The organism is Arthrobacter sp. UM1 (assembly GCF_020483305.1).
Classification (GTDB): domain Bacteria; phylum Actinomycetota; class Actinomycetes; order Actinomycetales; family Micrococcaceae; genus Falsarthrobacter.
Genome location: NZ_JACWAB010000002.1, coordinates 213,498 through 226,507, shown reverse-complemented (window position 1 = coordinate 226,507; position 13,010 = coordinate 213,498). Strand labels below are relative to the sequence as shown.

The window sequence follows — 13,010 nt, the reverse complement described above, 5'->3', positions numbered from 1 at the left end:
GCCCCGCTCCCTCGTTCTCTCCCACCTGCTCCCGCAGAGGTGTCGCTCCAGCGCCTTCTACACCCGAAATCGCCACCACACCCGGTTAACGACGAATACACCCGTAAACGACGCCGATTCTGAGCAAAAACGGGTGTGAATGGAGAGGGCGAGCGGAAACGGGTGTGAACCGGGGGGGGGGGGGGAGCGGAAACGGGTGTGAACGACCAAAGGGTGCACAGAAGTGGGTGCGAAGCGCCGGCGCTGGGCGCCGCTCCGCCGCCCCTGCGCCCCGCCGGCCCCGGAGCCCGCCCCGCCCCGGCCCTCCTACGACTCCCGGTGGTGCAGCCGGCGCGCCGCCTCGCCGATGGACCCGCTCAGGGACGGGTAGACGGTGAGGGTGTTGGCCACGTCGTCCACGTGCAGCTTCAGGTTCACCGCGAGCGCCAACGAGTAGATGAGCTCCGAGGCGCGCGGCCCCACGACCACGCCGCCGATGACGGACCCCGAGTCCTTCCGGGCGATGATCTTCACGAACCCGGCCTTGACGTCCATCATCTTGGCGCGCGGGTTGGTCTTGAGAGGGAGGATCTGGATGTCGGCGTCGTCGCGCCCGTCCCGGACCTCGGCCTCGCTCACGCCCACCGAGGCGATCTCCGGCGCCGTGAAGATGTTCGAGGCGACGCGCTTCAGCTTGAGCGTCTGCACCGAGTCGCCGAGGAAGTGCGCCATCGCGATCCGCCCCTGCATCGCGGCCACGGACGCGAGCGGGAACACGCCGGTGCAGTCGCCGGCGGCGTAGATGCTCGGCACGGAGGTGCGGGAGACGGCGTCCACCTCGATGTGCCCGGACTCGGACCGGCGCACTCCGGCCTCCTCGAGCCCCAGGTTCTCCGTGTTCGGGATGGACCCCACGGCCAGGAGGCAGTGGCTCCCGTCGATCGTCTCGCCGGTGGACAGCGTGACGCGCACGCCCTCCTCGGTCCGCTCCACGGCGTTGGCGCGGCTCTTGGAGACCACGTTCATGCCGGCGTCCGCGAAGGCCTGCTCGAGCACCTCGGCCGCGTCCTGGTCCTCGCCGGGCAGCACGCGCTCGCGGCTGGAGACGAGCGTGACCTTCGCGCCGAGCCCGTTGTAGGCGGACGCGAACTCGGCGCCCGTCACGCCGGAGCCGATGACGATGAGGTGCTCCGGGATCTCCTTGAGGTTGTACACCTGAGTCCAGGTGAAGATGCGCTCCCCGTCCGGCTTGGCGGACTCGAGCTCGCGCGGGTGCGCACCCACGGCCAGGAGGATCGCGTCCGCCTCGAACCGCTCCTGCTCCTCGCCTTCTCCGACGACGACGGCCTGCGGCCCGTCGAGCCGCCCCTCGCCGTCGACGATCCGCACACCGGCCGCCTCGAGCCCGGCCCGGATGTCCTCGGACTGCTGGCGGGCGAGTCCGAGCAGGCGCTCGTGGACCATGCCGAGGTCGGCCGAGACGTGGTTCGCGCGGATGGCCGAGTGGCCCACGCGGACGCCGAGCTCGCGCGCGGCGTTGATGCGCGTCATGACATCGGCGGAGGCGATGAGGGTCTTGGAGGGGACCACGTCCGTGAGCACCGCAGAGCCGCCGAGCCCCTGGCGCTCGATGAGGGTGACGTCGGCGCCGAGGGAGCGGGCCACATGCGCGGCCTCGTATCCTCCGGGGCCGCCGCCCACGATGACGAGGGATCGGACGGTCTGGTGCTGCGGGGTGCTCACGGCGTCTCTTCTCCGATGGGGTGCGGGGTCTCGGTGGGGTGCGGGGCGACGGCGTCGTCGTCGTTCTCTGGCAGCGGGGCCGCCGTCTGGGGAGCCGACCCCTGCTCGGCGAGCACGGCGGCGATCTCCTCAGCCGTCTCCATGATGGCACTCGGTCCGTACTCAGGCCCAGCCGCGAGCATCCCGTCCGTGCCGAGGAGCACGAGCGCGGGGGTCCCACCGGGGGCGACGGAGCCGACGAAGACGTCGTGCGGATCGCGGTACACGGGGAAGGGCGAGTCCTTCCAATGCTCCGGCAGCGTGCTGTCCTCGAGCCCGAGGATGTAGACGATGAGCACGTCCGGCAGCAGCTCGCGCAGGCGGTCTTCCTCCTCGCGGAGGCTGAGGCACGGACCGCAGTACGGGGAGACGATGAGCGCCACGACCGGCCCGCTCTCGTAGAGGTGGCTCGTGAGCACGTCCGGCGTGTCCTCCGAGACGCCTTCAAGGAAGGCGAGAGGGTTCGGGCGGCGGACGTAGTCGGCCGGCTCGCCGTCGGCGGGCTCCGCCACGGCGGGCAGGCGGGTGAGCGGCTGACCGGCTGCGGCGTCAGCTCCCGCGGCCTCGGGAGCGCGGTGCTCTGCGGATCGGCGGGGACCCGCGCCCACGCTGGCGGCGAGGAACCAGACGCCTGCCGCGAGAACGGCGACGACGACGGCGGCGAGCGCCCCCTGCCCCGAGAGGATGTCCCGGTCCAGGCTGCCCGAGGCGAGGCGGCCCGCTGCGGCGGCGAGGGACAGCAGCACCAGGCAGACGTTGCGGGCGACCGTGTGCCACGACATCGGAGCGCCGTCCTCGGCGCCGAAGCAGCTGCAGGACTCCGAGGCTCCCCGGGCCACGGCCCGCCCCACGAGCACGGCGAACGCAGCGCAGAGGAGCGCGGAGACGAGGGCGGGGACGGCGCCGAACGGCGTCCAGACGAGGAGCAGCGCGGCGCCGAGGGCGATCTCGCACCACGGGAACGCACGGGCCAGGGGGCCGCGCCCCAGGGAGGCGGGCAGACCGAGGGCGGAGACGGCCGCGGCGACGGAGCCAGGCGAGCGGAGCTTCCCCGCACCGGAGGCCAGGAACACCCCGGCGAGGAAGAGCTGGGCCATTGCTGAGACGAACACAGGCAGCATTGGACGGATTCACCGATCTGACAGGCCGAGCGGGGGCTCGGCAAGAGGTACTACCCAGCCATTCTCCCAGGAAGCCGACTAGGCTGAGGTGCGTGCAGCATGATTCTCAACACCCCGGATTCGATGCGGCCCGTGAGGCGGCCGCCCACATCGCAGAGGCCACCGGCGTGGAGCGCCATGACATCGCGCTGACGCTCGGCTCGGGCTGGGGCGAGGCCGCGGAGCTCATCGGCGAGACCACCCACACCCTGCCCGCGGACGAGGTCCCGGGCTTCCACGCCCCCTCCGTCCCGGGACACGTGGGCACCATCCGGTCCGTGCTCACGCCCGCCGGCCACCGGGTCCTCGTGCTCGGCGCTCGGACGCACTACTACGAGGGCAAGGGCGTGCGCGCCGTCGTCCACGGAGTGCGCACCGCGGCAGCGGCCGGCGTCAAGACCATGATCCTCACCAACGGCTGCGGGTCCCTGCGCCCCGAGTGGGGGCCGGGGACGCCGGTCATCGTCTCGGACCACATCAACCTCACGGCAGCGTCCCCGCTGGAGGGCGCCACGTTCGTGGACCTCACGGACCTCTACTCCCCGCGGCTCGCGGAGCTCGCCCGCTCGGTGGACCCGCAGCTCCCGGACGGAACCTACGTCCAGCTGCCCGGGCCGCACTACGAGACCCCCGCGGAGATCCGCTTCCTCCGCACCGTCGGCGGAGACCTCGTGGGCATGTCGACGGCGCTCGAGGCCATCGCCGCCCGCCACGCGGGCATGGAGGTCTTCGCGATGTCCCTCGTGACCAACCTCGCCGCGGGCAGCACGGAGGAGGCCCTGGACCACGCCGAGGTCATCGAGGCCGGCCGCCAGGCGGGACCGCGCATCTCGAGGCTGCTTGCGGACATCATCGCGAAGCTCCCCGTCTCGGACTCCTGACCCCTTCTCCACGCGAAAGGCATTCCGCACGATGACGTCCCGTCAGTCCCAGTCCCAGTCCACCGGCTCGGACCGGCAGAATCCCGCCGGTTCCGAGCTGCCGCTGCTGGACCGGGCTCGCGCCTGGGCCGAGTCGGACCCTGACCCGGCCACCGCCGAGGAGCTCCGCTCCCTCATCCGGGCTGCGGAGGGCTCTGACCCCGCCGCGAAAGCCACGGCGGAGTCGAAGATCGCCTCGATGTTCAACGGACGGCTCGAGTTCGGCACTGCGGGTCTGCGGGGCGCCATCGCGCCTGGCCCCAACCGCATGAACGTCGCCGTCGTGCGCCACACCGCGGCAGGGCTCGCCCGCTTCCTCACCGCGGAGGCCAAGCGCAGCGGCTTCTCCAGCGCTCCGCATGTGGTCATCGGGTTCGACGCCCGGCACCGCTCCGCAGACTTCGCCCGGGAGTCCGCCGGGGTGCTCACGGCGGCGGGCCTCGCGGTCTCCGTTCTCCCGTCCGCGCTGCCGACGCCGGTGCTCGCCTTCGCCCTCCGCGAGCTGGGCGCGGACGCCGGAATCATGGTCACGGCGAGCCACAATCCGCCCGCCGACAACGGCTACAAGGTCTACCTCGGCGGACGGGTGGTCACGGGCCCCGGGCAGGGAGCGCAGATCGTGCCGCCCTATGACGGACAGATCGCCTCGGCGATCCTCGAGGACCTCGCGCCGGCGGACGAGATCCCCACGGCCGAGTCCGGGTGGACCGTTCTGGACGCGGACGTCCGGGAGCGCTACATCGCAGCCGCCCTCGAGGCGCTCGGCCCGGCGGAGCACGAGCTCTCGATCGTGACCACGGCCATGCACGGAGTCGGCGGCGCCACCCTCGTGGACCTCCTCCGCCGCGCCGGCTACACGCGCGTGACCCCCGTTGCAGAGCAGCAGGAGCCGGACCCGGACTTCCCGACGGTCTCCTTCCCGAATCCGGAGGAGCCCGGCGCCATCGACCTGGCCCTCAAGACCGCCGAGCGGGAGGGCGCGGACCTCGTCATCGCCAATGACCCGGACGCGGACCGCTGCGCCGTCGCGGCCCTGGACCCGGAGCTCGGCGCGTGGCGGATGCTGCGCGGGGACGAGCTCGGCGCGGTGTTCGGGGCATGGGCCCTCGAGCGGATCGCGGACGGCGCCGCTGACGGCGGCGCTGACGGAGCGGGCGGCGGGGACGGCCAGAACGTCGTCGCCAACTCGGTGGTGTCCTCGCGCCTGCTCGGCGCGATGGCCGAGGCCGCCGGGGTCGAGCACCGGCAGACGCTGACCGGGTTCAAGTGGATCGCGCGGGAGGCCGGCCTGCGGTTCGGCTTCGAGGAGGCCATCGGCTACCTCGTCACGCCCGGTCTGGTCCGGGACAAGGACGGCATCACGGCGGGACTCGCCATCGCGCACATCGCAGCCTCGCTCAAAGCGGAGGGCCGCACCCTGTTCGACGTCCTGGACGAGCTGTACCTCAAGCACGGTGTCCACCAGACGGACCAGCTGTCCCTCCGGCTCGGCAGCATCTCGCTCGTCACGCCCCTCATGGGACGGCTGCGCACCGCTCCCCCGGAGAGCCTCGGCGGCTCGGACGTCGTCGAGGTCGTGGACCTCTCGGAGGGCTGGGAGGCCTTGCCGCCCACGGACGGCCTCCTCTACCTGACCCGGGACCGGTCCCGCGTCATCGTCCGGCCGTCCGGCACGGAGCCGAAGCTCAAGGCCTACATCGAGACGATCGTCGAGGCGGACACGACCTCGGAACTCGCCGCAGCGAAGGAGACCGCGCAGGAGCGGATCGCCCGGATCCGCGAGGACCTCTCGGACGCCCTCGGCCTGTAGGAGGCAGCCGGAACCGCTCCCCGGCCGAGGCTCCCCGCGCGGCAGAGCCCGGCCGACTGCCCAGCACCGCACCCGAACCCTGTGGAGACAACCATGACTGACACCAGCGCCCCCGACGACCTCGCCCGCTTCATCGACCACACCCTCCTCAAGCCGGAGGCCTCCCGGGAGGACGTCGAGCGCCTCTGCGCCGAGGCCCGGGAGCACCGCTTCTTCTCCGTCTGCGTCAACCCCGTCTGGGCGTCGACGGCCGCTAAGGCCCTCCAGGGCTCGGACACGGCCGTCTGCTGCGTGGTCGGCTTCCCGCTGGGCGCCACCCGCCCGGAGGCCAAGGCCTTCGAGGCGCGCCTCGCGCTCGAGGACGGCGCCCGGGAGATCGACATGGTCATCGACATCGCCGCCGCCCGCCGGGGAGACCGCCGCGCCCTCGTCGCGGACGTCTCGGCCGTGGCCGCCGTCGTCCACGCGGAGGGGGCGCTGCTCAAGGTCATCATCGAGACCTCCCTGCTGGACGACGAGGCCAAGGTCCTCGCCTGCGAGGCCGCCGTCGAGGCGGGAGCCGACTTCGTCAAGACCTCCACGGGCTTCAACGGCGGGGGCGCGACGGCGCAGGACGTGGCCCTCATGCGCCGGACCGTGGGCTCGGAGGTCGGCGTCAAGGCCTCGGGCGGGGTCCGCAGCCGCGAGGACGCGCTCGCGATGATCGAGGCCGGCGCTACCCGCATCGGCGCGAGCTCGGGCATCGCGATCGTCACGGGCGGACAGGGAACGTCCGCCTACTGACCGCGCAGCGAAGCGGTGAGGCGCCCAGGGCGGTGCACGCTGGACTCGAGACGGCCCGGGCCGCTCATCGCCGGAGCATGCCGAGGCCCCTGGCAGTTCGCTAGGATGTTAAGGAAAACTGTCTAGCAGCTCACGCTCCACTCACTCGAAGGACGGAACCATGGCACACGAAGCCCACACCCGCGTGAACCGGGACGCTCGCCCGAAGCTCCACGCCGGAGAGGGACACCTCGTCTCCAACCTCGTGACGTTCGTGGTGCTGCTCGCGCTGCTCCTCCTCGGCTTCTACCTGCTCAACTTCGTCACGTTCACCACGATGTGGCCTTTCATCGCCGTGATCGCCCTGAGCAGCCTCGCGTACTTCGTCCCCTGCCAGATCATCGGCCGCGGGGACTCGCACGAGCGCCGCTGACCTTCTCAGCAGACTTCACCACCCACGCCAGAGGGGCCGGGACGCCGTGCGCGTCCCGGCCCCTCTCGCGTGCGCAGACGGCCGGTTGTCGCCCTCGGGATCCTCGGGGCAGAATGGCGCTCAGACCTTCCTTCAGCGTCCGGCCGCCTCAGCTTTCCTGCCGGAGCGCCCGTCCCCCGCACCCGTCCCGCAGGATCCCCATGCCTTCCACCCGCTCAGCGCCGATGTCCGACGACGAGAAGTCCCTCCCCGAGGAGACCGAGCAAACAGCCTCGGATACCACTGAGACCGACGAGGTCCACCGCTTCATCACCGTCGCCGGCTCCGCCCTCATCCAGAGCGGCGCCAGCTCGGCCTCCACCACCTCGGCTCTCCAAGCGGTCTGCGACACTGCGGGCCTCAAAGGCGTCACCGTCAGCGTCACGCTCGGCCAGCTCATCCTGAGCGAGCACGGACACGGCACCGGCACGCCCCACACCCGTGTCTTCGAGTTCCCGGCCGGCTCGCTCGACATCTGGTGGCGCTCCCGTGCGGAAGAGGTGCTCGAGCGCTACTTCATGGGCGAGCTCACTCCCGCCGAGGCCACCGAGGAGCTGACGACACAGATCGAGGCCAAGCCCACGGGCCATCTCTGGCGGACTCTCCTGGGCTACGCGCTTCTGGGCGCGGGCTTCAGCCAGGTCCTCGGCGGAGACGCGATCATCACGATCGGCGCAGCCGCGATCTCCTGTCTCGTGTCCTACGTCTTCCGTCTGCTGGCGAAGACGCATGCCCCAGGCATCTTCTCCTACGCGCTCGGAGGATTCGTTGCCGCGCTGGCCGCAACGGCGTTCAGCCCGTTCGTCACGGGCAGCGAAGTGACGATCTGCATCGTCTCGGCGCTCGCCGCCAAGCTCGCGGGCATGGCCTCCTACGGCGCCGTGCAGGACGCCATCACGGGCTGGTACCTCTCGGCCACGGGTCGGCTCATCGACGGGCTGACCTGCACGGCAGGGCTCGTCGCCGGGGTCTCCAGCGGCGTCGCGCTCGCTCAGCTCCTCGACCCCAACCTCAAGTTCGTGGACGCTGTGAGCCCGGCCCCGGAGACCTGGGCGCTCTCGGTTGCGGGGGCCGCGCTGGTCGCGGCAGGGTTCGCCATGTCCAGCGGAAGCACCTTCCTCCGCACAGCCGTCATGGCGACCCTCGGCGCCGGGGCCCAGCTCATCTCCTCCGGACTCGAGATCAGCATGGCCGCTTACCCGGCCACGGGGCTGACGGCGGCGGCCGTCGGTGCGGCGTCGGTCCTCGCGGCCCGACCTCTCAATCTCTCGTCCAACGCCATCATGACGGTGGCGCTGCTTCCCCTCTTCCCGGGCATGCTCGTCTACCAGGGCCTCCTCGGGTCCGTGTTCAACGTGGACGGCTCCGGCAAGACGCTTCTCGAAGCGAGCGTCACCGCCTTCTGCCTGGCCCTCGGCGGGATCCTGGGGCAGTTCCTCGTGACGGACCTCCTCTGGAAGCTGAGGAAGAAGCAGTTCCAGCGGAACCATCCGGACCAGGACTTCGAATCCGAGAGCATCGATGAGAACCACCCCCGGGACATCATGCTCCCGGTCTTCCGGCGCCCGAAGGGAACGTACTAGGCAGCGCGCCCGTCTCCGGACTCCGCGTCGAGCTGCCGGGGGTCCTGACTCTCGTCAGCGACCCTCGGCGCCCGGTAGGCCTCGAAGCTCGGCTCGGCGTGCCGGAATCCCATCGAGGCGTAGAGCCGTCCCGCAGGATTGTCCGACTCCGTGACGATGGTCCACCGCTGGGCCCCCGCGGCGGCGGACCAGCCTCCGGCCTCGCCGATGAGGTGACCGGCCAGACCGCGACGCCGGTGGCTCGGCGCGGTGAGGACTGACTGGTAGCGCGCTTCGCGGCTCCTCGCTCTGGAGTCACCGGCCCTGTCCGCCCCGAGCAGCACGACCCCCAGGGCAGAGCACAGCCGCCTGCCTGAGAAGGCCCCGAGCCACACCGCCCGTCCGCGGCTGCACAGCTCACGGGCAGCGGCGGCTTGGCCGCGCGCGAAGGGCTCGTAGGCACTCGCTGCGTACACGCCGTCCGCGCATGCCTCCTCGATGTCCATGCGGATGAGCTGCTCCCAGTCACTGTTCGTCTCGAGGGGACGCGACTGGAAACCATCAGGACAGGCAGTCCTCGGCGGAGCCGTCTCCGCGTCCATGGCGCTCAGTCGTCGGACGGTCAGCCCCGCCGCCGCATACGCGCGCCTCCCCTCATCGCCAGGTGACCGGGGCAGACCGACGGCGACCCAGTCTGCCTCCGGAAACGCCCGCGAGAACTCAGCGGTCCATCGCTGAGCGTCGTCCACGTCTCCCTCGGTCACCAGGATGCAGTTTCCCCAGTGGAATTGGGGATTCTGCGGAGTGCGGAGCAGCACGTGGTCTCCTCGGTCCTCAACGAAGGAGCCTTTCAGCCGGAGGATGCCGACGTCAGTGCGCAGCGCAGGCGGGAGCAGGCGCTCCCCATCCAAGGACTCACACACCGGGCTACGCCTCCCCGGCCGCAGGCGCGTCCGCGTAGATCGCCTCGACGAACTCCTCCGCCCAGGCGAGCAGCGGGCCGTCCACGAGGTCCCGGCCCCCGATCCGCGCGGTCTTGGGCCGAGGCACCATGATCGCCTTGAGCGCCGGCTTGTAGGCGGCGCCGGGGTACATCCGCTTGAGCCGCAGGGTCCTGGACTCCGGCAGCTCGCCCGGGGCGAACTTAATGTTGTTCCCGAGGCTCATGACCTCGGTGACGCCGGCGGCGGTCGCCTTCACGCGGAAGCGGGCCACAGCCAGGAGGTTCTCCACCGGTTCGGGCATCGGCCCGTATCGGTCCACGAGCTCCGCGCCGACGTCGTCGATCTCCTCGTTGCTGCTCGCGGCCGCGAGCTTCCGGTACGCCTCGAGGCGCAGTCGCTCTCCGGGAACGTACTCGTGCGGGAGGTGGGCGTTGACGGGCAGCTCGATCTTGACCTCGCGCACCTGCTCGGTGTCCTCGCCGCGGAAGTCCGAGACGGCCTCGCCGACGAGCCGGATGTAGAGGTCGAACCCGACGCCGGCGATGTGCCCCGACTGCTCGCCGCCCAGCAGGTTGCCGGCGCCGCGGATCTCCAGGTCCTTCATGGCGAGCTGCATGCCCGCGCCGAGCTCGTTATGCGAGGCGACGGCCCGCAGGCGCTCGAGCGCGAGCTCCCCGAGGGGCTTCTCCGAGGGGTAGAGGAAGTATGCGTAGGCCCGCTCGCGGCCGCGGCCCACGCGCCCGCGCAGCTGGTGCAGCTGGGAGAGCCCGAACGAGTCCGCGCGGTCGATGATGAGCGTGTTCGCGTTCGAGATGTCCAGCCCGGTCTCGATGATCGTGGTGCAGACGAGGACGTCGAACTTCTTCTCCCAGAAGTCCACGATGAGCTGCTCGAGCCTCGCCTCGCTCATCTGGCCGTGAGCCACCTCAACCCTTGCCTCCGGCACCATCTCCCGCAGGTCCGCCGCCACCTTGTCGATCGTGGAGACGCGGTTGTGGACGTAGAACACCTGGCCCTCTCGCATCAGCTCGCGCCGCACGGCCGCCGTCACCTGCTGGTTGGTGTACGGGCCCACATAGGTGAGCACGGGGTGGCGCTCCTCGGGCGGGGTGGCGAGCGTCGAGGTCTCCCGGATGCCCGTCAGGGACATCTCGAGCGTGCGCGGGATGGGGGTCGCAGACATCGCGAGGACGTCCACGTTGGTCCGCATGCGCTTGAGCTCTTCCTTGTGCTCGACGCCGAACCGCTGCTCCTCGTCGATGATGACGAGCCCGAGGTCCTTGAACTGGACCTCCTTGGAGAGGATCCGGTGGGTGCCCACGAGCACGTCCACCTGCCCCTGCTTGACGGCGGCGAGCGTCTCCTTGGACTCCTTGGCCGTCTGGAAGCGGGAGAGGGCCTTGACGCGCACCGGGAAGCCCGCGAAGCGCTCGGAGAAGGTCTCGAAGTGCTGCTGCGCCAGGAGGGTGGTGGGCACGAGCACCGCCACCTGCTTGCCGTCCTGCACCGCCTTGAACGCGGCGCGCACGGCGATCTCCGTCTTGCCGTACCCGACGTCTCCGGAGATGAGCCGGTCCATGGGGATCGGCTTCTCCATGTCCGCCTTGACCTCGTTGATCGTGGTCAGCTGGTCCGGCGTCTCGATGTACGGGAACGCCTCCTCGAGCTCCTTCTGCCACGGGGTGTCCGGGCCGAACGCGTGCCCCTTCGAGGCCATGCGGGCCGAGTACAGGCGGATGAGCTGCGCCGCGATCTCCTTGACCGCGCGCCGCGCCTTGGACTTCGTGGAGGCCCAGTCCGAGCCGCCCATCTTGGACAGCTGAGGCGTCTCGCCGCCGACGTACTTGGAGATCTGGTCCAGCTGGTCCGTGGGGACGAACAGCCGGTCCTTGGCCGCGCCCCGCTTGCTCGCCGCGTACTCGAGGACGAGGTACTCGCGCGTGGTCTTGGCCGCGCCCGCGCCCTGCGTCCGCTGGATGAGCTCCACGAACTGGCCCACGCCGTGCTGCTCGTGGACCACGTAGTCCCCCTTGGCCAGCTGGAGCGGGTCCACGGGGTTCTTGCGGCGGCGGGCGGGCATGCTCCGGCCGTCGCGGACGGAGCGGGGCGAGGAGCGCCCGAGCAGGTCCGCCTCGGTGAGCAGCGCGAGCTTCTCCGCGTCGAGGACGAACCCGCGGCCCGCAGGCGCCGTCGTGATCTCGATGATCCCGGCCTGCGGGCGGGACTCGAGGCTGTCCACCCGGGTGGCGGGGACGCCAGCCTCGTGGAAGAGCTCGGCAAGGCGCTGCGCGGGACCGGGCCCGGCGGTGGCCACGACCATCCGCCAGCCCTCGCGGATGCGGCCGCCCACGAACTCGGTCATCTCCGCGACGTTGCCGCGGTAGGCCGCGGGCTCGCGGCCGCCCGTCGAGATGACGTCCACGTCCGTTGCAGCGTCCTCGTCCAGCTCGAACGAGCCGATCTGCCACCAGTGGCACCCCGCCTCGAGCGCCGCGCTCCTCGTCTCCTCCAGGGATCGGAAGTCCCCTGCGGCGAGCCGCTCGGCCACGCCCTCCGCGCCGGACTCGCTCGCCTGCCGGAGGTCGAGCGGGGCGTTCGAGCCGCTCGTCGCGCTCGCCCACGCGGCGGCCAGGAAGTCCGCGTTCGTGGACTCGAGGTCATGCGCTCGCGTCCGCACGCGCTCCGGCTCGAGCACGACGACGAGCGAGTCCCGCGGCACCTGCGAGACGAACGGCACCATGGAGTCCACGAGCAGCGGCGCGAGGGACTCCATGCCCTCCGCGGCCACGCCGCCCGCGATCTTCTCCAGGACGGACTCCGCCGCCGGCATCGAGTCCTTGAGCTTGGCGGCGCGGGACATGACCGAAGGCGTGATGAGGAGCTCCCGGCACGGCGGCGCCACGATCTCCCGGTGCTCCGGCGCCTCCGGGATGGTCCGCTGGTCCGCCACCGCGAACTCGCGGATGGACTCGATCTCGTCCCCGAAGAAGTCCACGCGCACGGGGTGGTCCAACGTGGGCGGGAAGACGTCGATGATCCCGCCGCGCACCGTGTACTCCCCGCGCCGCGAGACGATGTCCGTCCGCGCGTACGCCGCGTTGTGCAGGGCCTTCACCGTGGCCTCGAACCCCGGCTCCTCCCCCGTGCGCAGGGTCACGGGCGCGAGGTCCCCGAGTCCCTGGACGAGCGGCTGCACCAGAGCGCGGGTGGGGACGACGACGACGCGCAGCGGCCCCGGCCCCGTCTCCGGATGGGCCAGGCGCCGCAGCACGGAGAGGCGCTGCCCCACCGTGTCCGAGCGCGGCGAGAGGCGCTCATGCGGGAGTGTCTCCCAGCTCGGGAAGACCTCCACCGCGTCCTCGGGCATGAAGGCGCCGAGGGAGGCCGCGACGTCGTCGGCCTCGCGCCCCGTGGCCGTGACCGCCACGATGAGCTGTCCGCTCGCCTCGGAGACCTGGGCGAGCGCCGCCGGCCAGAGGCCGCTCGGCGCAGAGAGGGCGATGCCCTGGGCGTCCTCGCCGAGGTGGGCCGCCCGCCCCCGGAGACGGGTGCTCCAGGCGGGATCCGAGAGGGCGTCGAGGAGGCCGGTCAGCTGCACAGTCAAGGCTCCAGAAGTCAG

Annotated in this window: 9 protein-coding genes; 5 read left to right on the top strand and 4 right to left on the bottom strand. The window is 71.4% G+C overall.

Annotation, left to right across the window (positions count from 1 at the left end; all coding sequences use genetic code 11):
* Positions 1-306 precede the first annotated feature (306 nt).
* Together H9I38_RS04395 and H9I38_RS04390 are read right to left on the bottom strand one after the other, a co-directional pair.
* Complete coding sequence (locus H9I38_RS04395; RefSeq protein ID WP_226337531.1) at positions 307-1,722, bottom strand: NAD(P)H-quinone dehydrogenase; 1,416 nt, start codon at positions 1,720-1,722, stop codon at positions 307-309.
* Complete coding sequence (locus tag H9I38_RS04390; protein ID WP_226337530.1) at positions 1,719-2,873, bottom strand: MauE/DoxX family redox-associated membrane protein; 1,155 nt, start codon at positions 2,871-2,873, stop codon at positions 1,719-1,721. The genes H9I38_RS04395 and H9I38_RS04390 overlap by 4 nt, the downstream gene beginning before the upstream one ends.
* A gap of 101 nt (positions 2,874-2,974) precedes the next feature.
* On the opposite strand from H9I38_RS04390, the gene H9I38_RS04385 reads away from it, so the two are divergent.
* From H9I38_RS04385 to H9I38_RS04365, 5 genes are all read left to right on the top strand, one after another.
* Positions 2,975-3,802 (top strand): purine-nucleoside phosphorylase, encoded by an 828-nt coding sequence (locus H9I38_RS04385; RefSeq protein ID WP_226337529.1) that lies wholly within the window; start codon positions 2,975-2,977, stop codon positions 3,800-3,802.
* 31 nt (positions 3,803-3,833) lie between these two features.
* Positions 3,834-5,651: a phospho-sugar mutase gene (locus H9I38_RS04380; RefSeq protein WP_226337528.1), complete on the top strand. Its 1,818-nt coding sequence runs from the start codon at positions 3,834-3,836 to the stop codon at positions 5,649-5,651.
* 93 nt (positions 5,652-5,744) lie between these two features.
* On the top strand, positions 5,745-6,434 hold the full coding sequence (gene deoC, locus H9I38_RS04375) for a deoxyribose-phosphate aldolase (protein WP_226337527.1): 690 nt from the start codon (positions 5,745-5,747) through the stop codon (positions 6,432-6,434).
* 160 nt (positions 6,435-6,594) lie between these two features.
* The gene (locus H9I38_RS04370) at positions 6,595-6,846 is read left to right on the top strand and encodes a hypothetical protein (protein ID WP_226337526.1); all 252 of its coding nucleotides are present in this window, start codon (positions 6,595-6,597) and stop codon (positions 6,844-6,846) included.
* A gap of 200 nt (positions 6,847-7,046) precedes the next feature.
* Entirely contained in the window at positions 7,047-8,468 is a 1,422-nt protein-coding gene (locus tag H9I38_RS04365; RefSeq protein WP_226337525.1) for a threonine/serine ThrE exporter family protein, read from the top strand.
* On the opposite strand, the gene H9I38_RS04360 is transcribed toward H9I38_RS04365, so the two are convergent.
* Entirely contained in the window at positions 8,465-9,265 is an 801-nt protein-coding gene (locus H9I38_RS04360) for a GNAT family N-acetyltransferase (protein WP_226337524.1), read from the bottom strand. The genes H9I38_RS04365 and H9I38_RS04360 overlap by 4 nt on opposite strands.
* Before the next feature lie 109 nt (positions 9,266-9,374).
* Positions 9,375-12,989, bottom strand: coding sequence for a transcription-repair coupling factor (gene mfd, locus H9I38_RS04355; RefSeq protein ID WP_226337661.1), 3,615 nt, complete (start codon positions 12,987-12,989; stop codon positions 9,375-9,377).
* Positions 12,990-13,010: the final 21 nt, after the last annotated feature.